This window comes from Limosilactobacillus alvi (assembly GCF_016900115.1).
GTDB lineage: Bacteria > Bacillota > Bacilli > Lactobacillales > Lactobacillaceae > Limosilactobacillus > Limosilactobacillus alvi.
Window position 1 is genome coordinate 1 of the sequence record NZ_JACJJQ010000007.1, and the last position, 18,350, is coordinate 18,350.

An 18,350-nucleotide genomic window follows, 5' to 3' on the forward strand; every position below is an offset into this window, starting at 1 on the left:
CAAAAATAAATTAAGCGAATTGACTTCGCAAATGTTTTGCCTCGATCATTAAGATCAAGGACCCTACACATTTGATTCGTCGAAACTTTATTCAGTTTTCAAAGGTCTACCGAATTGCTTGGAAAGTTAATTCCTAGCGCTTAGTTATTATATCATCTGGTTTAGAAGATGTCAAGAACTTTTTTAAATCATTTTTTGAAGCTCTTGATTACTAAGCTCATCAGCAACTCTTACATGTTATCAAACTATCAACTCTTTGTCAACCACTTTTTTAATTAACTTTTGTTGATCAGCAGTGAATTTAATTAACTGCCGTGACAACGATATCTAATATACCGGGTTCTTTAAGGAATGTCAAAGGTTTTCTGTAAATTTATTTAACTATTTCTTTTATCCTTACAATTATCGAATTAGTTGGCGAAAAAGTTTCGCATTAGCGGATCGTTATCGCTTTTTAGCTCTTGCTAGTTCGTCTTTTTGTTTTGATAAATCTAATCGTAAATAAACCTTTAAAGTCCTCACATCATCTTTCTTTTTATCCATAGGACTGATAGAATTTACCGGTAACATACTATATTGAATAAAAGGAGTACTCATGTCGACACTGATTGATTTTATTCTCCACATTGATGTGCACATTGTTCAAATTGTTAATGCCTTTGGTGATTGGAGCTATTTGATCTTATTCTTGGTTATCTTTATTGAAACCGGGGCAGTAATTATGCCGTTTTTACCTGGTGACTCTCTCCTCTTTGCCGCGAGTGCGCTGGCTGCTGATCCTCGTTATGGCTTAAACATCTGGATCTTTGCAGTCGTCTTCTTGATCGCTTGCCTTAGTGGTGACTCACTAAACTTCTTGATTGGACATCGAATTGGTCGTTCTTTATCAAGCCACTCGTGGTTTGGGCGATTAATTGATAAGAAAAGTCTCGAAAGAGCTGAGCAATTCTTTGAAAAACATGGCGCCCCAGCAATCATTCTGGCGCGCTTTATGCCGATCATCCGGACCTTTGCTCCATTCGCAGCGGCTGGGTCTGGATTCCCGTACTACAAATTTTGCCGTTTTAGTATCATTGGATGCATCTCTTGGGTGCTCCTTTGTTGTGGCGGGGGGTATTTCTTTGGTAACTTACCTTTCGTCCAAAAGCACTTCTCATTAATCATCCTTGCAATTATCGTTGTTACCTTGATTCCGGCAATTGTTGGCGGGATCAAGGCGCGGTTTGGCAAGGAGACTAACTAACCACCGATTAATTAGCGATTGAGTAAGCTTAACTAAACCTAAGTTGATTAATACCCAACAAATCAAATACCGTAAAAAGAAACCTGTTGTTAGGAGCCGGATGATCGGCTCTTTTTTTGTTGTAAAAATCCAATCTTGGTTATGGAAAATCACTCGATGAAAAGTGATGAACCAATTATCAAAGTTCATTACCCCAAAGATCAAACCGGCCATCCAAAGCCAAAGTAAAAACTGCAAGCCTGGAACTAAGCGCCATAGTTGGTAATTTACCTTTAACCACTTCAAGGTCCAAGCAAACACGATCCCCGCAATTAGCGTAATCACTCCGCCCCACCAAATAAGTCCGCGGACTTCAGCGAAATGTCGCTGACCAGCAACTGCTAAGGGGAGCCATTTAAAGGTTAGCCATGGTTGCCAACTAGCAAAATAATGAATGATCCGCCAGTACTCCTGAAATTCTTGATAATAAGTAAGGCCGTAGAAATGACTTGAATAAGATAAAAGAACCGGCGAAAGTAGCAAGGTTAGCAAAAAAGCGACGCCTAACATTGTCAGTCCGCCGCTAATAACTGCTAATCCGCTAATACTAATTGCCTTAATTGACTTGCCACTCATCTAAAGTCCTCACAGTATAGGTTGGTTGTTGAGTTTGCTTTTCAACTTGTTCAGGAGTAGAAACCCCTGTGTACACTAGGAGCGTATCAATTTGACTCCGGATACCCGCTAAAATATCGGTGCGATAGTTATCCCCTACCATCACTACTTGATTTCGTTTGAGGCCACTCCGCTTAAGCGCTAATTCCATAATCAAAGTTTCTGGTTTCCCAATCATAATTGGTTTAACACCACCAACCGTGGTGGCATATTCCACCAGTTTAATTAAAGAACCCGCTCCAGGTGTTAACCCTTTTTCATTTGGTAAGTTACTGTCGGCATTGGTTCCGACAAAGGTTGCTCCCGCTAAAATATCGAGGACCGCCGTTTCTAATTTTTGGTAAGTAACTTGAGTATCCAAGCCAACTACAACATATGATGGCTTCGTCGGGGTTAAGGTAAAATCAGCCGCTTGAATTGCAATTTTCAAACCCTCTTCGCCAACGACATAAGCGGTTTTCGGACGCTCCTTAATGTTAGCCTTTAAATAATCGGCCGTTGCCAAGGCCGTGGTATAAACCTCTTCTGGATAGGCTTCAATCCCGTGGTTAGTTTGTAAATTCCTTGCTACTTCAGCCGGAGTCCTCGTGCTATTATTCGTCAAGAACATGATTTGCTTCCCAGCTTTACGTAACCGTTGAATAAAGCCGGGGGCTGCCGGAATCTTCTGCTTTCCCTTATACATGGTGCCATCAAGATCGATAAAATAACCTTGATAATTTGTCTTCATATTTGATAACTCCTAATTACATTTTTTGACTGCGGTGACCACTCTTAAGGCGACGAACCCGGGGATGGTGATTATTGCGCGAGTTAAAGCGCCGTTCATTAATGTTTGCTCCCCGGCGCTTACTTAAGTACCGCGGAATTTGGACATCTTGATTTTGGACAATAAAATAAGCACAACCAAAGTTACATGCTTCAAAAAGATAATCCTCAATCGTTTCAACACCCCGTTCTGGTGTATACAAGCGATTTTGAGGATCATAAAACCCCCGCAATCGTAATTGATCAAAACCCCAGTCACCAACAATATAATCATACTTGCTCAAAACCGTACTAAAACGATCCGCCATCGCATCCGCTTGGAAAGCGGCTTTGTGATTGACTAAGAGTTCATACGGATGATGGTTTAAGGTAAAATGCGTTTCATCTTGCCGTTCAATCATAAATACACCCGCTCGTTCATCTCGACGGCGTTCACTATATTCGGCAAACTTAGTCCGATTCATTAGCCTTGTCCTCCCTGCTTCGCTAACCAAGCTGTTTTAGCCGCAATCATTGTCTCGACTTCTTTAAATGACAGCGGGGTACCAAATGGTGGCTTTTGCGGCAAAAATGCTAATTCAGGAGCATCAACCCCGACATTTAAATTTGTCTTGTACGGAAGTTGGTAATGATGGATATGCCCGTGTAAATTAACAATCTGCGGCGCGATTCCAAGCAGCATTGGATAATGTGTCATATAGAATTGTCGGTGGTCATACTTAATTAGCTTGCCGACATCATGAAATTCAAACTTTGGTTGGCCACTCACATCGTAGTTATGAGCTGCCAGATACTTAAAGAGACTCCGCCGATCATGATTGCCCTTAATTAAAACCAATCGTCCATTTAGCGACTGTAAGAGGGTAAAGATCGCTGAATTAACCTCCTTATCTGACCGGGTGATGTCAACTGCCAGATCACCAAGGTGATAAATCGTATCAGTTTCCTTGATCCGCTCGTTCCAATGATCAATAATTGCCTGATCCATCGCCTGAACAGTTTCAAATGGTCGCGGAGCAAAATCATCAATCCCCAACATATTCGCATCTAAAAAGTGCGTATCTGAAATTACATATTGCATTTAAATTTCGCCCCCCGTATGTATTGAGAAAGCTAGCCACTTTCTCATTTATGCCGGCTTAGGTAACTAGTTTATGTAACAACAAAGAGGCTGAGTTAATTTCCAGCCTCTCGATTAATTGATCTTGGTTTATTAAGCCTTCCGCAAACGTTCGATATCCCGAACAATCATTAATTCTTCGTCAGTTGGAATTAACAAAGTCTTAACCGTTGCGTCAGCCGTTGAAATATCGCGTTCAACACCCCGGACATTGTTCTTTTCTGGATCAACCCCGAGACCAAAGCCTTGCAATTGATCAGTAACAGCTTGCCGGAATTCAATGTCGTTTTCCCCGACCCCAGCGGTAAAGACAATGGCATCCGTGTGACCTAATTCGGCCATGTAAGAACCAATGTAGCGAACAATCCGGTTCTCAAAGATGTCCAAAGCTAATTGAGCTTGGTCGTTTCCCTTTTCGGCAGCGGCTTGAACATCCCGCATATCACTAGAAATACCGGATAAACCGAGCAACCCGGACTTGTGGTTTAACATATCAACCATTTCATCGCTAGAAATGTTGAGCTTGTGCTCCAAGAAGTTAACTAAGGATGGATCAACATCCCCTGAACGAGTTGCCATGGTAATCCCGGCTAACGGCGTAAAGCCCATGGAAGTATCATAAGACTTCCCCTTCTTGATGGCCGTGATTGAAGCGCCGGCCCCGATGTGGCACGTAATCAAATTGAGTTGATCTAATGGCTTACCCAACATGTCAGCGGCCCGCATTGCAACATAACGGTGACTTGTCCCGTGAGCCCCGTACTTCCGGGCACCATACTTTTCATACCAGTCGTATGGCAAACTGTACAAGGCGTTCATCTTTGGCATAGTCGTGTGGAAGGAAGTGTCAAAGACCGCGATTGCAAAGGCATCAGGAAGAACCTCCTTGAAGGCCTTAATTCCCATTAATTCTGCTGGGTTGTGTAATGGTGCATATTCAGATAATTCGTCAATCTTTGCCATCACATCATCATCGATCACTGCAGAATCCTTGAAGAATTCGCCCCCAGCAACAACCCGGTGACCAACCGCTGTAATTTCATTGTATTCCTTAACGATCCCAAGGTTGGTTAATTGCTTCAAAAGGTATTCAACAGCAACCCCATGGTCCTTAAATGGAGTTTCTTCATCGTGAACTTGGCCATCGCCGTACTTAATCTTGGCGTGACCCATCTCAAGCCCGATCCGTTCGATTAGCCCTTCAGCGACAACCTTTTCGCTTGGCATATCAAATAACTTAAACTTAACTGTTGAACTACCGGCATTAACCGCAATTGACTTTGACATATTAACTCTCCTTTGATTTACCGTGCTAAGTTACTTACCATCCATTGGTCAACTTCAGCCATAAAGCGCTTGAAGCCTACTTGATCTTTGAAAGATGGGAAAGTCCCTAATAACACTTTTCCTGCCTGATGACTATCAGCTCCGTGGCGTTGCAATAACAAAATTGACTTTTCGGCCGCTGGGTTAGCGAATAACTCATGAGGCAAATTAATCAATCCTTGTAAATAAGCAACCGACTGAATCCACTCCACAAAACCTTTAGTTTCCTTCGTCTTAAACAAATCACTTGGAATTAAGAACAGTCCAAATCCACCCGGTTGTAAGTAATTCGTTGCCTGTTCAATCAACAAGTGGTGAACATAAGAATGGCCTTCTTTGGCCCGGGTTTTATAATTGGTCGTATTATCATCCAAGGGATAATAACCAACAGGTAAGTCACTAACCACGAGGTTGACTAAGGGAACATCTAAAGCTTGAACGGCATCTTGGTGGTAAAGTTGCACCTTTTGCTTTTGTAATTCACCACTCACACTAGCTACTGCCAAGAGTGAATCATCATTATCAATTCCATACCCTTGCAAGGTTTGTTGTTCATCCCTTTGCAATTGGTTCATTACCGTATAAAGTAAGTTTCCGGTCCCGACGGTTAAGTCAAGAATTGACTTTGGTAAATGGTGTTGTGCCAGGCGCTCAACTAAGGCCGCCATGAGTAAGCCAATCGTATCGGGCGTCATTTGATGATTTGCTTGGATCATGTCCTTGCGGATCACTTTAAGCAACGACAATTGGAGTAATTTCCGGATTGTTTCGCGATCGGCATGCTCGAGATCAAGTTTTTGATACTGAGCTGCTATCTTCTCGGTCGTGGCTTTATCCGGAATGCCATCTTCAATCCGAACTTTTCCACCATCAACCAAGTTTTCCGCATTTTCAAGAAAAGCATCCAAATACGAGCTCTTCAAGGCAGCTTGTAAGAGGGTCGTTGCTTCATCAAACGGCTCAAATAATTGTTCTGGAGTTTGTTGTACCAGTCTGGGTCGCTCCCTTCTGCATGTTTTTGCAACATCCCTAGTTTACTGATTTTTGTCCTTAAATTCAAGCGCTTTAAATTAGGATTTAAGCTTAATTATTCGTCCCTCCTGCCGGTTTTGCTTGATTTGCTTGTGCCTTGTTAAGATTTTGCCGAGTTTGGTGTTGATATTCATGCACTAGTTGCTGGTTAATCTCTCTTTGCCGAGCCAAATATGTCAAATTGAAAAGAGTTACACTCGTGACTGACGTTAGGATTAGAATCACCATCAGTAGTGCATTGGCGCGGTGCTTTAAGCTGAACAATTGCTTCGTGCCTCCTGTGATCATTTGTAGTAACCGTTAAATAGATTTCGTGGTCATTCAACTTCCGCCACTGGAAACTATCGTGTTGCACGTGAAACACTAAGGGAAGATAACCACCATCGACGCCGCGTAAAGCCAAGGGCGCTTGGCTATCTTTTTCGCGTTGCAGATAAAATCTTCGGCCCGCTTTATCAACGAAATGCACCCGATAGGTTGAAATCATCCCCAATTCAAAATCATAGCGGTCACTTTCCAACAGATTGATTGCCTGGTACCAAGTTGTTTCTGATCCCAGGCTAAGATTAGTTTGTCGGTTTAAAAGGTTAACGGCTAATTGAATTAAAAGGACCGTAACCGCTAAAACTCCGAGTCCTAAAATAGCATCTGCCAAGGTAAAAGCTGGTCGTTGCTTCATGGCCTAACCTCCAAAATTACTTTTGCCCCTTGTTTGACTTGCACACCGGCTTTAGTTCCCAGCGCAGTATAATCAGCTCGGGTGAGGATTACTTGGTTTTGACCGTCCCTAATTTCTTGACTAGCCTCTTTGGCAAGGCGATTAACAATTACCGCTTGCTCCATCTGGTAACGTTGGGTTTTAAGGGCCTGAACATTAACGGCTAAAAAGGCGAGGGCAACACTAATGATTCCTAAGGCTAATAATTGGTTAGCGGCCATCATCCCCGGTTGCCTTAATCGTTGCCGGTGGCAGATGGACCAATTTAAAGGCTCCCCCCATTTGAATCCGCATCTCATAGCGTTCCTCCGTTCGTCGGTCATAGAATGTAATCGTTCCTGGACTGGTTATCCCATCTTGGGTAATCTGCCAATCCTTTTCACCTTCATTGCCAATTCCCATGCGTAGCGAATGGGGTAATTTTAGGTTTGTATAAGCTTGACCATTGTTTTTGGTCTGAAAACTCACTACCTGCCTTGTTGGAATAAACTGAACAAATACCCGATGGTCAATTGCTCTTGCATAAGTCAAAGAACCATTCCACTCCTGCTCTAACCGCTTAAAAAACCGTTGTTGTTCCCAGTGTTCATAAGAGCGAACCATCTTGGGCGTCGTCAGCAAAAGGGTTAAGGCCAGGATCCCTAAAACTAATATCATTTCCGCCAGGGTAAAGGCCGACCGTCTCATTCTCTAACCGCCTTACCACCTTGAATTTTGATGTTTTCTTTCTGCGCTTTTTTAACTTGGGCTTCAGTTAAATAATCGTTCGTCTGTAAATCATCAAAACCGGTGACGTCCTTTCCCGTATTGTTTTCATAGAGATCAATTTGCGTTTGAACGACATTTACCATTGCATCTTGATGAACATGGTTAGCGTGCTTTCGCTGACTCGCTAAGTTTGGCAAAATAATCAAAACTAAGAGGGCAATAATAAACAAGACAATTGACATTTCAATCAAAGTAAATCCAGATCGCTTCTTCAATATTTTTTTCATTTTACTTCACCACCGTAATTGATTGATAAATTGGTAATAAAAGACTTAAATACATGCCTAAAATTCCTAGGGTAACGACTAAAAACAAAATTGGCTGCAACATCACAATCAAGCTCTCCGTTTGTCGTTGTAGGCGTTCAAACTGTAAGCGGGCAAACAGGGAAAATTCCTCACCGAGACGTTCATTCGTTAATCCCCGCCCAATAAAGGAAATTAGTTCATTGGGCAAACATGGTTGATTTTTAACGAAGATATTTAAATCCGCCCCGCTTTGTCCTTGGTGAGCTAACTGATGCCCCAACTGATATAACAGTGAGGCCGGGTCAAATTCACTAAATAAGGCACAAATTTCTTTCAGGGAAAGTCCACGGCGTACTAAAATTGCCAAGTTACTCGTGAGATAGTAACCAAAATACAGTCGGACTAGGCGCCCGACAATGGGCAAACGGCAAAGATAATTTACCTGGGCAAGTCGCGGTTGTTTTCGCCAGGCTAGGTAACGTAAGAGTCCGAGCGTTAAGCCGGCCCCACTTGCGCCTAACAAAGCGGCTTTTAAACTCGTAACCCAACCTGGTAACTGCCAAGTTTGCCAGTCATTTAACTCTGGGTAGATATATAAGCGCATCACCACTCCCAAGCCAACTAGCATCCCAAAGAGTAAGAGCGGATACTGGGCCAGCGCCCGCAACTGTTGCCGTTCCTTTTCCCGCAGTGCTAAATACTTACTCATTTCACCTAAAGCAACAGTTAGTTCGCCATGATGTTCGGCTAACTGTAGCTGGTAATAAAGATCCGCGGTTAGCCACGGGCGCATTGCATCGGCAAAACTCATCCCCCGTTCCAGTTGTTTTTCAACGTATGCAATCACCGGCTCCTGTTTGGGCATCATGGTTATCGTAAACTCCAAGGTTTGACGAATTGAAAAACCGACTTGTAACATGTCCACCATCAAACCAAACCACTGGGCTAGATGCTCCCGTTTAACCTTAACCCGCCGAATATTGCGTGGCAGTTTTGGCACTAATGGTTCCCTGCCTTTGCGCCGTTTGAAGCGTAGTTTGCCATTCATCTGACATCCCCCTTGATGGTTCTTTTCCAGTCGACTAACCAAATCAGTCCCGCTTAAAAGATCAAACAAGACGGCTTGTTGACCATCTGCTAACGGAAGCAACCGTTGATAACAAATCGTATTTAAGGTTTGTTCAAGATAGTGCTCCGCAACCCCCAATTCTTTTAACCGACTCACTACCCCCCAAGCAGAACGCGCATGAACAGTCGCCAAGACTAAGTGCCCACTTAGGGCGGCCCGGACTGCGATTTGGGCGGTTTCCGGATCCCGGATTTCCCCAATAATAAAGATATCTGGCCGGTGCCGTAAGCCAACTCGTAATAGGTCTTGGTACCCCATTTGGGCGAGTTCATTAACCTGCAGTTGAATGAAGCCGGGCTCATCAATTTCAACTGGATCTTCAATGGTCATTATGACGTGCTGATCTTTTAGTTGCCGAGCTAAGCGGTACATCGTTGTTGTCTTCCCTGAACCCATCGGCCCGGAAAACAACATCAACCCCCGTTGGAGGCAGGCTTGACTAAGCTTTTCCCATTGATCAGGTAACATCAGCTGATATTGGTCAGTTAAGCGGTAAATAAAGCGAATGACTAAAGATTCACAACCCCGGTAATCACCAACCGTTGACAAACGAAAATCAATCGGTGCTTGGCCCGGAACTGGCCATCGGAGTGCTCCCGTTTGTGGTCGCCGATGTTCACTAACCGCCATATCAGCTTGATATTTTAAATACGAAATCAACTGTTGCCCCGCTGCCAATGAATATTGGGCAGCCAACTCCAATTTACCCGCCTTTAAAAGGCATAACTGATATTCCCTATCCCGCGGTAACAAATACAAATCCGAAACCCGCTCACCAATCGCAGCGGTCAAGGTTTTGGTAAAATTTCGTTCTAAGTCCAAAAAAATTCCCCCTTTACTTATATAGATACGTAAAGGGGGGGTGAAAATTTTTATTTATTTAAAAATATTTTAAACGTTAATTTAACAAGGATTATCGGATTTTAAACCTAAAATAATTAATGGACATTAAACCAAAATGTGTACATTAAACCTAGCTTGATCCAAAATCATTCCCCTCCTTTAGCCTAAAATTTGCCATCGTTGACTTAACTACGTTTTTGGCCAACGCTCGATCACAATTTTTACAATTTCAATCGCTTGCTCATCATTTGCCTGCGATTGAGCCGCAATTCTTTTCGCTAAATAGTCACTCGCGGGGCTAGGTAAGTTTAATTACAACTCATTTCTCCACTCTGCACTGATTAGACTACCGCAAACGAACGGTCGTCCTTCATAAAGTTACTTAAAATAAAAAAGAGGCTAAGCTAAAAGCTTAACCTCTTTCACCACTAGTCCGGACTTGCCCAACTAACGTTATCATTCAATTATTCTTCGATGTATGCGGCTTCGTATACGTCAGCCACGTCATCGTTGTTTTCAAGTTCATCAATCAAGTGTTGGTATTGGCCAACCTTGTCATCAGGAACCTTAGTCTTGTTTTCCGGAATCATGGTTACTTCAGCAGTATCAAGTTCGTAACCCTTTTCTTGTAGGGCGTCCCGGACGGATGGCATTGCACTTGGATCAGTGAAGATTTGGAACTTGTCATCTGAAGCCTTCATATCATCAGCCCCAGCGTCCAAAGCATCCATCAAGACTTCATCTTCATCCTTGTCCAAACCGTCACGGAGGATTTCAATTAACCCCATCCGATTGAACATGTAGGAAACTGAACCGTTAGCCCCCAGGGAGCCCCCAGAGTGGGTGAAGGCCGAACGAATCGCAGCCGCCGTCCGGTTCTTGTTGTCAGTAAGGCAGAAGACCATTACCGCAACCCCACCTGGACCGTAACCTTCGTAAGTAATTTCTTCGAAGTTGGCACCACCAGCACCAGTCGCCTTGTCGATGGCCCGTTGGATGTTTTGCTTAGGCATGTTAGCTGCCCGCGCCTTTTCCATCACCAGCCGAAGTTGAGGATTGTTGTCGGGATCCGGGTCACCTGCTTTAGCGGCTTGGTACAAGTCACGTGAAATCTTTTGAAAAATCTTACCACGCTTAGCATCTTGGGCGTTTTTCCGCCCTTGGATGTTATGCCATTTTGAATGTCCTGACATTACTAACTCCTCTTTTCTTTTTAATTGATAACAAACATTTGAATTCTAACAGTTTCCACCGTTAATTTCAACCCTCAGACGAGCTTTCCTCCTTATGATCGCTGGCGCCGGCGAAAGATGAAGCTTAAAACCAGGAAGCCAAGGCCGATAATCACCGCAATTAAGGCAATCAATTGGCCGGTATGCGTCACTGTATTGGTGGTAGCGGTAAGGATGCTATTTGCAATCGCATTACTAAAGTTTAGCGTTTTGAGATAGCCGTTAACCCCGGCCACCAAAATAAACATTAAAATACCGCTCAGCAGGCTTACCACACTGATATATCGCCTTAAGGAATGATTTTTTAACTCACGAATTGCTAATAGCCCTAACCATAATCCAGTAAAAATCATGATCGCCCAGTCAACAATCTTTGCCACTTGAATCCCTTGCTCGAAGCTTTGCAATTGACTCGTATTTAATTGGTTGTTAATTGCCGTATTAACAGTTCCGGCAACGCCATTCGTTAACTGACTCGGAATTTGGACCCCGTAAACCGAAAGACTGGAATTAGCTTCGTTGCTAACCCGATCCGTAATTGAGGACAAGTCAAGGGATAACTTCTGATTTCCATACACCTCAGAAACTAGCTGATGCAAAATTGATTTCGTATCACTCGTCGTCACTAAATCTGATAGGCCATACTGCGTTAGGCCACTATTCAATTCACTTTGGACCGTTGATAAAATCGTCGTATTCGTAAGGGTTGCTTCGGCCTTCGATTCGTTTAAAACCGTCTGATGCGCCCACACCCCAACCATGAAGAAAAGGGCGACCAAGATCGCCACCAGGTATCTCCAAAGATGCCAAGGATGTTTTTCAACCGTTGCCGTTGTCTTTGGAGGCGTATTAGCTTCTCGTTGTCGCCTTAATTCTTCCCGGGTTAATTTTGTTTCTGCCATCTTGCTTAACGCGTGGTTTGCCGTTCGACAAAGCCATGGTTGAGGATCACACTTGAGCCTTCGATCTTCGTTGGTTGATCGCTTTCTTCTTGATCCCCATTCATCAACTTAGTCAATAACCGCATGGAAACCGCTCCAAGATCATAAAGCGGTTGAGTAATCGAGGTTAACATCGGCCGCGTGACCTCCGCCAACTTAGTATCATTCCCCGTAATGATTTGGAATTCAGCTGGTACCTTAACGCCTAAATCCGTCAGACCGTTCAATAAGCCAGCCGCAATCCCATCATCACTAGCGAAGATGGCATCAACGCCAGCATCCTTGACCTTTTCTGCCAGGGCATAACCTTCACTATAAGAATCGTGACCTTCAAAAATTAAGCTTTCATCCAAGCTTTGCCCAGCAGCTTCCAAAGCGGCTTGATATCCAGGAATCCGGAAGTCCTTGTTAACCGTAGTTTCCTTGGAGCCAATTGCCAACGCCGTCTTTTTGGCGCCGTGTTCCAAGAGGTAAGTCGTGGCTTCTTGAGTGGCCTTCCGATAGTCAATCCGCACCGTTGGTAATTCAGGATCATTAGTCATTGAGCCTGCGACAACCACTGGAATCGTTGAATTTTCAAATTCAGTTTGTAAGTCCGGGGTAATGTCATGCCCCATGAAAATAATCCCATCAACTTGCTTGGCCATCATACTCCGCACCACTTGCAGGGCTTTGCCATCATCGGCGTCGGAATTAGTTAAAATCATATTGTACTTGTACATCGAAGCGATATCGTCGATTCCAAGGGCTAGCCGCGCAAAATAATCATTGGTAATTGAAGGAATGACAACCCCGACCGTCGTGGTCTTCTTACTTGCCAAGCCACGAGCAACCGCATTGGGCCGGTAGTTCAATTCCTTAATTACTTCGAGGACCTTTTTCCGGGTTTCGGGTTTAACGTTTGGGTTCCCATTAACGACCCGGGAAACCGTCGCCATTGAAACCCGTGCTTCCCGTGCAACTGTGTAAATAGTTACTGATTGTTTCTTCATCACTAAATACTCCCCTTCCTGCTAAGTCTGGTATGCTTTCACATATGTTTTCATTGGCACTCAACAATATAGCAAAGTTCACATGAAAGCGCAAATCATTCACCCGATCGTGATATAATTGTTACCAAATGTTCATTGTTTTTTAATCAAACTAGCTAGGAGGCCTTTTTAAATGGACAAATTAAGCCAATTACGTAAATTAATTAGTCAACTGGGGCTCGATGTCGCTTACATTAGTGACCCCATGACCATTAAATACTTAACTGGGTTTTACAGTGACCCGGTTGAACGGGTGTTAGCCCTCCTGGTCTTTCCTGACCAAGACCCATTCTTGTTTGCTCCCGCCCTTGAAGTCGAAGCCATCAAGGAAACCGGTTGGGCAAACCCCGTTTATGGTTACCTAGACCACGAACATCCTTATGAAATGATTGCCCAACAAGTTAAAAAGCGGGTCCCCAACCCGACTAAGTGGGGAGCAGAGCTTGGTTTCTTAACCGTGGCCCGCTTACGTGCTTTGCAAGATAACTTCCCAAAGGCAAAATTCGAAACTGACTTAACCCCAGTCATCGAAAAGATGCGTCTCATCAAATCACCAGATGAGATTGCGAAGCTAAACGAAGCGGGAAAATGGGCTGACTTTGCCTTCGAAGTTGGTTTCAAGGCCGCTCACCCTGGCGTTAAGGAACAAGCGGTCGCGGCCGAACTTGAATACGCCTTAAAGCAAAAAGGAATTATGCAAATGAGTTTCGACACCCTCGTTCAAACTGGGGCGCACGCTGCGGAACCGCATGGTGCCACTTCTGACCGCGTAATCCAAGACCATGACATGGTTCTCTTTGACCTTGGGACCGTCTTTGATGGCTACATTAGTGACGCTTCCCGGACGATTGCCATTGGCGACATTTCTGATCGGCAACGGGAAATCTTTGATGTTTGCCTAGAAGCCCAATTAACCGCGCAAGCAGCTGCTAAACCTGGAATAACTGCCGCCAAACTAGACAAAATCGCGCGGAATATCATCACCAAGGCTGGCTACGGTGAATACTTTATTCACCGGCTTGGCCACGGGATGGGGATGAGTGAACACGAATTTCCTTCAATCATGGAAGGCAACGACCTTGTCCTTGAACCCGGCATGTGTTTCTCCATTGAACCGGGGATTTACATTCCTGGCTTTGCCGGCGTAAGAATCGAAGACTGTGTTCATATCACTGAAGATGGGTGTGAACCATTTACCCACACCTCGAAAGAGTTTATGGCAGTCAAGTAAGCAACCTGATGGATTGTCACAGTCGGTTGGGTAGCTATCTCTACTTAATAACTGCTTTGACCGTAGATTCGGAGATGAAAGAGAGAGGTTGGGAAAAAAGCTCCTTGACGGCCTGGTTGGGATAAGAAGAACGAAGGTTGATTCATTAGAATCGTCCTTTCGTTCGCACTTATCCGCTAAGGCCGTGCTTTTTGACCTTAGTTACTGAGTAACATTCGGAGATGAAAGAGAGGCTGAGAAGAAACTCGTGTTTCTTCTCAGCCTCTCTTAGCTTTGGTAGCTTAAATATTTGCTTCTCCGCCTATTTTTCACTACTTAATGATGCATCCTTGTTATCTACTGAAGCATCCCCAGCTTCTTCATTAGTTTCTTCAGCCGTCGCCGTTTGATCAATTACAATGTCATCAGCTTTTTCGACTTCCTTAGCAGCTTTTAATTCATCGCGCAGATCAGCGGTCTTTTCGTCAAACCCCTTTGGCATAACGGCCTTAGCCAACTTTTCAGATTGAGCTTGGGCTTGTTCTTTAACCGCCATGAAGCGACCACCAAACCGATCAGAGTAATCCGCAATCAAACCATCAGTAATATCTAAAACTTCTAGAACGTAATCAGTGGTTACATCTAAAGCGTTGTCGACATACTTTCGGGTTTGCGCCTTAACCGCAGCTTTCTTTTCACTATTCATGAAGTGCCAACCGGTGGCCGCTGCCGCTCCACCAAGCACTAAGGTCGTTAATAAACGTTTTGCCATTTTACTTCTCCTTCTTTCGGTTCTTCAAACGATTAAATAAACTAACCGCTACTGCTTCACCTAATTTGGTAGTCCATTTGTTGCGACGAGCCCGCCGTTGAGCAAGGTGGTCCATGAAATCCCGTGAAGCATCGTTTAAGTCACTAACGCTTTGGCCAACTTCACCGACCGCAACGAAAGCTGGATCGACTTTATCAGCTTTATCGTTAATATCTTCCAATAATTCATTTGTATTTTTCAGGATGCCATCAGCCTGGTGGCTCAGCTCAGTGGCTTCTTTGGTTAAGTCTGCAAGGTTAGCAGTTGCTTGCTGAATTGCCTTAACGACTTGAACCAAGAACCAAACCAATGCGATTACCAAGACTACGAAGGCTACGGCCGCAATCATTCCTGCTAATTGTCCAACTGTCATCATTGATGCCCCCTTTGATTTTAATTTAGCATAGCATGGAACCACTTTCGTCGCAATTAGATTTGCATTCTTTCCTTGCTTTCGCTACATTTATAGTTGTTTAAAAAAATTTCCTTTAAAGGAGTAATCAAAATGGCAGCGGCGATGACCCCGCAGGTAAAAAACCAAATCAACGAAATTAGTTCCTCCCTCGCAAAATTACGGTGGCAAAACCTGGTTAGCAATTTTATTGATAAGTTGGCCAGTTTAATCTTAGCGACCATCATTTTCTTTTTAATCTTATGGATTGGGAAAATTATCATTAATTCGCTGTTTAAACAAACTAAACGGATTGAAATCTTGGGAGGTAATCGGCGAGCCGCCACCTTCCACATGTTGACGCTAAATATTTTTCGTTATACTTGCTACCTCTTCTATCTCTACGCAGTACTTTCGATGATCGGCGTACCAGTGGGAACCTTGATTGCCGGTGCGGGGATCTTCTCCATCGCCTTAGGGCTTGGGGCACAAGGGTTTGTTTCCGATATGGTTAATGGGCTCTTCCTCTTACTAGAACAACAACTCGACGTTGGCGATGTCGTCGAAATTGGCCAAATCAAAGGTACGATCACTGCCCTAGGCTTACGGACGACCAAGATTTTAAGTGCTGACGGGACCTTAAATTTCATCCCCAATCGGAATATCACGACGGTTAAAAATTATTCTCGCCACCAATTAACCCAGACCATTGATCTTCCATTAGCCCCAGCGGCCCCCCTTGATCAAGTCAACCAAATCATCAGCCAAGAAATTACTAACCATCTTGCAAGGAAAGAATGGCAAGGGGCAAGCGCTACAATCCTTGGACCAGTAACCGTGAAGGGCCAACTTTTCTATCAGCTGAGTGTCAAAGCTAATACCGCCGTGGTGGCTACGTTAGCGAGCGAACTTTTAAATGACGCCCTAAAGGCCCTCAATACGGCAGGAATTGCCTTTGCCCCAACTTTTAATCAACCAAGCACGAATTAGGAAGTGAAAAAATGACCGTTAAAATGATTGTTACCGACATGGATGGAACCTTTTTGAATGATCAACATTCCTATAATCACCATCTCTTCAAAAAAGTCCTCCGGCAAATGCAAAAGTACGATGTCAAATTTGCCTTAGCCTCAGGGTCATCCTTTCCCCGACTTGCCCGGGAGTTTAAGGGGTTTGAAGAGCAACTCGACTTCATCTCCCAAAACGGGTCGGTCATTCATGAAGGTACTCAATTAGCTGACTACACCCCAATTGATCCGCAGGATATTAATTATATTCTCCATGAAGTCACCAAAGCTTTTCCCGCTGAACACATTAGTGAGTTAATCGTTGCCGGAATTGATACTGCCTATGTTGACCAAAGTATGAGTCCCGCTAGCCTGGCGGAAACCAAAATCTTTTACGAAAACGTCACGGTGGTCAATGATCTAACTAAGGTCACACAACTTTTTCCGGATGAGCATTTTACCAAGATTGCGATTTGTTTTGCCCCCGAAGTTTCACCAACCCAATTCAAACGGATCTTGGATGGCATCTTACCTGACAATCTCTTAATGGAAGTTTCCGGTTTTAACACCGAACTAATTGGTCAAGCCGGCGCTACCAAAGCTAATGCCCTGATCAAACTACTTGACCGGGATGGGATTAATCCTGAACACGTAGTCACCTTTGGCGATAACGAAAATGATCTAGGGATGTTAACCATGACCCGACAAAGTTATGCCATGAAAAATGCGGCCCCACTGATCCAAATGCAAGCTGCGAACATCACTGATTTTGATAATAACCACGATGGCGTGTTAAAACAAATTAACCAATTACTGAAAGAAATGCGGTAGGTTGCTAAGCGTCAAGCCGATTTTGAATAAATAAGACCCGACAGATCCACAAATCTGCGCAATTACTTTTTTAATTGCACCAGATCTCGATCGGTCGGGTCTTTGATTTTACTTATTTTTTAGGGATGGTTTCCGCCAATTGTTCCTTAGCTTTTTGCTTAGGATTGATACTCATTTTTTGCTATTTAAAAAAGGAATATTCAAATATTACATTTAGACTTTTTTTAACAGTTAGATTGTGCTACTTTGAACGTAGTAAATTATTTGGAGTAAGTTAATATGAGTATCGTTAACGTTTTCAAAATTAAAGCACACCGTTTTTGGGATAGTATTAATGTCATCCGGGCTAGTATCTTAGGAGCTAATGACGGGATTATTTCGATTTCAGGAATTGTGCTCGGAGCAACCGGGGCTAACCTTAACAGCAAAGCCCTTTTCATCAGTGGCCTCATGGGGACTATCTCTGGGGCTTGTTCAATGGCTGGTGGGGAATGGATTTCAGTCAGTGCCCAACGCGACATCCAACTCAAAACGATGGAAAGCCATCCCCAAACCCTCAAGCAATCCGACCTGTTAATGCCAATCCATGCCGCGATCAGCTCCTTTTTATCCTTCTTCGTTGGCGCTTTGATTCCCCTTTTAGCCATGACTTTAGCCGACCGATCCTTGCGGGTAATTACCACTTTAGGCGCGATGTTACTAGCATTGGCCTTAAATGCCACGATTAGTACGTATCAAGCAAATGTGTCAACTCCCAGGATGGTCATCCGGAACCTGGTGGTCGGTTTGGTAACAACGCTGATTGCTTACTTACTCGGCGCTTCAATTTAATAATTTAGCCATTTTTGAAACCGGTTACTAAGGCAAGCCGGCTAAAGGGTGATCAGATGGTAACCCCAAAGAAAAAGGTTGGGAAAAAAGCTCCTTGACGGCCTGGTTGGGATAAGAAGGACGAAGGTTGATTCATTAGAATCGGCCTTTCGTTCGCACTTATCCGCTAAGGCCGTGCTTTTTGACCTTAGTTACTGAGTAACATTCGGAGATGAA

Annotated in this window: 21 protein-coding genes; 5 read left to right on the forward strand and 16 right to left on the reverse strand. The window is 43.9% G+C overall.

The annotated features are described in order from the left end of the window. Positions 1-595: 595 nt before the first annotated feature. Positions 596-1,243 (forward strand): VTT domain-containing protein, encoded by a 648-nt coding sequence (locus H5993_RS02255; RefSeq protein ID WP_180870119.1) that lies wholly within the window; start codon positions 596-598, stop codon positions 1,241-1,243. Here H5993_RS02255 and H5993_RS02260 read toward each other — a convergent pair. The 14 genes from H5993_RS02260 to ccpA form a co-directional block, all read right to left on the reverse strand. Then, on the reverse strand, positions 1,157-1,858 hold the full coding sequence (locus H5993_RS02260; protein WP_180870120.1) for a lipoprotein intramolecular transacylase Lit: 702 nt from the start codon (positions 1,856-1,858) through the stop codon (positions 1,157-1,159). The two genes, H5993_RS02255 and H5993_RS02260, sit on opposite strands and share 87 nt — an antisense overlap. Continuing rightward, positions 1,839-2,627: a TIGR01457 family HAD-type hydrolase gene (locus H5993_RS02265; RefSeq protein ID WP_180870122.1), complete on the reverse strand. Its 789-nt coding sequence runs from the start codon at positions 2,625-2,627 to the stop codon at positions 1,839-1,841. The genes H5993_RS02260 and H5993_RS02265 overlap by 20 nt, the downstream gene beginning before the upstream one ends. Positions 2,628-2,643: 16 nt before the next feature. Further along, positions 2,644-3,129, reverse strand: a complete 486-nt coding sequence (locus H5993_RS02270) for a YutD family protein (protein ID WP_180870123.1) — start codon at positions 3,127-3,129, stop codon at positions 2,644-2,646. Next, the gene (locus H5993_RS02275; protein WP_180870125.1) at positions 3,129-3,746 is read right to left on the reverse strand and encodes a metallophosphoesterase; all 618 of its coding nucleotides are present in this window, start codon (positions 3,744-3,746) and stop codon (positions 3,129-3,131) included. The genes H5993_RS02270 and H5993_RS02275 overlap by 1 nt, the downstream gene beginning before the upstream one ends. A 132-nt stretch (positions 3,747-3,878) precedes the next feature. Further along, the gene (locus H5993_RS02280) at positions 3,879-5,072 is read right to left on the reverse strand and encodes an acetate/propionate family kinase (protein ID WP_180870127.1); all 1,194 of its coding nucleotides are present in this window, start codon (positions 5,070-5,072) and stop codon (positions 3,879-3,881) included. A gap of 17 nt (positions 5,073-5,089) precedes the next feature. Further along, positions 5,090-6,103, reverse strand: a complete 1,014-nt coding sequence (locus H5993_RS02285; RefSeq protein WP_338033121.1) for a class I SAM-dependent methyltransferase — start codon at positions 6,101-6,103, stop codon at positions 5,090-5,092. Between the two features lie 188 nt (positions 6,104-6,291). After that, the gene (locus H5993_RS02290; protein ID WP_180870128.1) at positions 6,292-6,822 is read right to left on the reverse strand and encodes a hypothetical protein; all 531 of its coding nucleotides are present in this window, start codon (positions 6,820-6,822) and stop codon (positions 6,292-6,294) included. Next, the gene (locus H5993_RS02295; protein WP_204776051.1) at positions 6,819-7,085 is read right to left on the reverse strand and encodes a hypothetical protein; all 267 of its coding nucleotides are present in this window, start codon (positions 7,083-7,085) and stop codon (positions 6,819-6,821) included. The genes H5993_RS02290 and H5993_RS02295 overlap by 4 nt, the downstream gene beginning before the upstream one ends. Continuing rightward, positions 7,072-7,548 (reverse strand): hypothetical protein, encoded by a 477-nt coding sequence (locus H5993_RS02300; protein WP_180870132.1) that lies wholly within the window; start codon positions 7,546-7,548, stop codon positions 7,072-7,074. The genes H5993_RS02295 and H5993_RS02300 overlap by 14 nt, the downstream gene beginning before the upstream one ends. Continuing rightward, positions 7,545-7,856, reverse strand: coding sequence for a competence type IV pilus major pilin ComGC (gene comGC / locus H5993_RS02305; RefSeq protein WP_204776052.1), 312 nt, complete (start codon positions 7,854-7,856; stop codon positions 7,545-7,547). Before comGC ends, H5993_RS02300 begins: the two co-directional genes overlap by 4 nt. A 1-nt stretch (position 7,857) precedes the next feature. Then, entirely contained in the window at positions 7,858-9,828 is a 1,971-nt protein-coding gene (gene comGA, locus H5993_RS09455) for a competence type IV pilus ATPase ComGA (RefSeq protein WP_239457946.1), read from the reverse strand. Between the two features lie 485 nt (positions 9,829-10,313). Continuing rightward, positions 10,314-11,042: a YebC/PmpR family DNA-binding transcriptional regulator gene (locus H5993_RS02320; RefSeq protein ID WP_204776054.1), complete on the reverse strand. Its 729-nt coding sequence runs from the start codon at positions 11,040-11,042 to the stop codon at positions 10,314-10,316. A gap of 92 nt (positions 11,043-11,134) precedes the next feature. Next, a complete protein-coding gene (locus H5993_RS02325) occupies positions 11,135-11,983 on the reverse strand; it encodes a hypothetical protein (protein ID WP_204776055.1) in 849 nt (282 codons plus the stop codon). Positions 11,984-11,988: 5 nt separating this feature from the next. Continuing rightward, positions 11,989-13,014, reverse strand: a complete 1,026-nt coding sequence (ccpA, locus tag H5993_RS02330; protein ID WP_180870138.1) for a catabolite control protein A — start codon at positions 13,012-13,014, stop codon at positions 11,989-11,991. A gap of 172 nt (positions 13,015-13,186) precedes the next feature. Between ccpA and H5993_RS02335 the strand changes: the two genes are divergently transcribed. Beyond that, positions 13,187-14,284, forward strand: coding sequence for a M24 family metallopeptidase (locus H5993_RS02335; protein ID WP_204776056.1), 1,098 nt, complete (start codon positions 13,187-13,189; stop codon positions 14,282-14,284). A 301-nt stretch (positions 14,285-14,585) separates the two neighbouring features. On the opposite strand, the gene H5993_RS02340 is transcribed toward H5993_RS02335, so the two are convergent. Together H5993_RS02340 and H5993_RS02345 are read right to left on the reverse strand one after the other, a co-directional pair. Beyond that, entirely contained in the window at positions 14,586-15,035 is a 450-nt protein-coding gene (locus tag H5993_RS02340; RefSeq protein WP_204776057.1) for a hypothetical protein, read from the reverse strand. Position 15,036: 1 nt separating this feature from the next. Then, complete coding sequence (locus tag H5993_RS02345; protein ID WP_239457947.1) at positions 15,037-15,450, reverse strand: DUF948 domain-containing protein; 414 nt, start codon at positions 15,448-15,450, stop codon at positions 15,037-15,039. Between the two features lie 129 nt (positions 15,451-15,579). On the opposite strand from H5993_RS02345, the gene H5993_RS02350 reads away from it, so the two are divergent. The 3 genes from H5993_RS02350 to H5993_RS02360 all read left to right on the forward strand — a co-directional run bounded on the left by H5993_RS02350 (position 15,580) and on the right by H5993_RS02360 (position 18,134). Beyond that, the gene (locus H5993_RS02350) at positions 15,580-16,455 is read left to right on the forward strand and encodes a mechanosensitive ion channel family protein (RefSeq protein ID WP_275086993.1); all 876 of its coding nucleotides are present in this window, start codon (positions 15,580-15,582) and stop codon (positions 16,453-16,455) included. Positions 16,456-16,466: 11 nt separating this feature from the next. Further along, on the forward strand, positions 16,467-17,303 hold the full coding sequence (locus H5993_RS02355) for an HAD-IIB family hydrolase (RefSeq protein ID WP_204776058.1): 837 nt from the start codon (positions 16,467-16,469) through the stop codon (positions 17,301-17,303). A gap of 279 nt (positions 17,304-17,582) precedes the next feature. Next, on the forward strand, positions 17,583-18,134 hold the full coding sequence (locus H5993_RS02360) for a VIT1/CCC1 transporter family protein (RefSeq protein WP_180870145.1): 552 nt from the start codon (positions 17,583-17,585) through the stop codon (positions 18,132-18,134). Positions 18,135-18,350: the final 216 nt, after the last annotated feature.

Coding starts and splice junctions, on each gene's coding strand:
- H5993_RS02325 (WP_204776055.1), bottom strand. CDS start 11,983: ATGGCAGAAACAAAATTAACCCGGGAAGAATTAAGGCGACAACGAGAA.
- H5993_RS02260 (WP_180870120.1), bottom strand. CDS start 1,858: ATGAGTGGCAAGTCAATTAAGGCAATTAGTATTAGCGGATTAGCAGTT.
- H5993_RS02295 (WP_204776051.1), bottom strand. CDS start 7,085: ATGATGGCCGCTAACCAATTATTAGCCTTAGGAATCATTAGTGTTGCC.
- ccpA (WP_180870138.1), bottom strand. CDS start 13,014: ATGAAGAAACAATCAGTAACTATTTACACAGTTGCACGGGAAGCACGG.
- H5993_RS02340 (WP_204776057.1), bottom strand. CDS start 15,035: ATGGCAAAACGTTTATTAACGACCTTAGTGCTTGGTGGAGCGGCAGCG.
- H5993_RS02300 (WP_180870132.1), bottom strand. CDS start 7,548: ATGAGACGGTCGGCCTTTACCCTGGCGGAAATGATATTAGTTTTAGGG.
- H5993_RS02255 (WP_180870119.1), top strand. CDS start 596: ATGTCGACACTGATTGATTTTATTCTCCACATTGATGTGCACATTGTT.
- H5993_RS02280 (WP_180870127.1), bottom strand. CDS start 5,072: ATGTCAAAGTCAATTGCGGTTAATGCCGGTAGTTCAACAGTTAAGTTT.
- H5993_RS02275 (WP_180870125.1), bottom strand. CDS start 3,746: ATGCAATATGTAATTTCAGATACGCACTTTTTAGATGCGAATATGTTG.
- H5993_RS02355 (WP_204776058.1), top strand. CDS start 16,467: ATGACCGTTAAAATGATTGTTACCGACATGGATGGAACCTTTTTGAAT.
- H5993_RS02345 (WP_239457947.1), bottom strand. CDS start 15,450: ATGATGACAGTTGGACAATTAGCAGGAATGATTGCGGCCGTAGCCTTC.
- comGC (WP_204776052.1), bottom strand. CDS start 7,856: ATGAAAAAAATATTGAAGAAGCGATCTGGATTTACTTTGATTGAAATG.
- H5993_RS02320 (WP_204776054.1), bottom strand. CDS start 11,042: ATGTCAGGACATTCAAAATGGCATAACATCCAAGGGCGGAAAAACGCC.
- H5993_RS02335 (WP_204776056.1), top strand. CDS start 13,187: ATGGACAAATTAAGCCAATTACGTAAATTAATTAGTCAACTGGGGCTC.
- H5993_RS02360 (WP_180870145.1), top strand. CDS start 17,583: ATGAGTATCGTTAACGTTTTCAAAATTAAAGCACACCGTTTTTGGGAT.
- H5993_RS02290 (WP_180870128.1), bottom strand. CDS start 6,822: ATGAAGCAACGACCAGCTTTTACCTTGGCAGATGCTATTTTAGGACTC.
- H5993_RS02270 (WP_180870123.1), bottom strand. CDS start 3,129: ATGAATCGGACTAAGTTTGCCGAATATAGTGAACGCCGTCGAGATGAA.
- H5993_RS02350 (WP_275086993.1), top strand. CDS start 15,580: ATGGCAGCGGCGATGACCCCGCAGGTAAAAAACCAAATCAACGAAATT.
- H5993_RS02265 (WP_180870122.1), bottom strand. CDS start 2,627: ATGAAGACAAATTATCAAGGTTATTTTATCGATCTTGATGGCACCATG.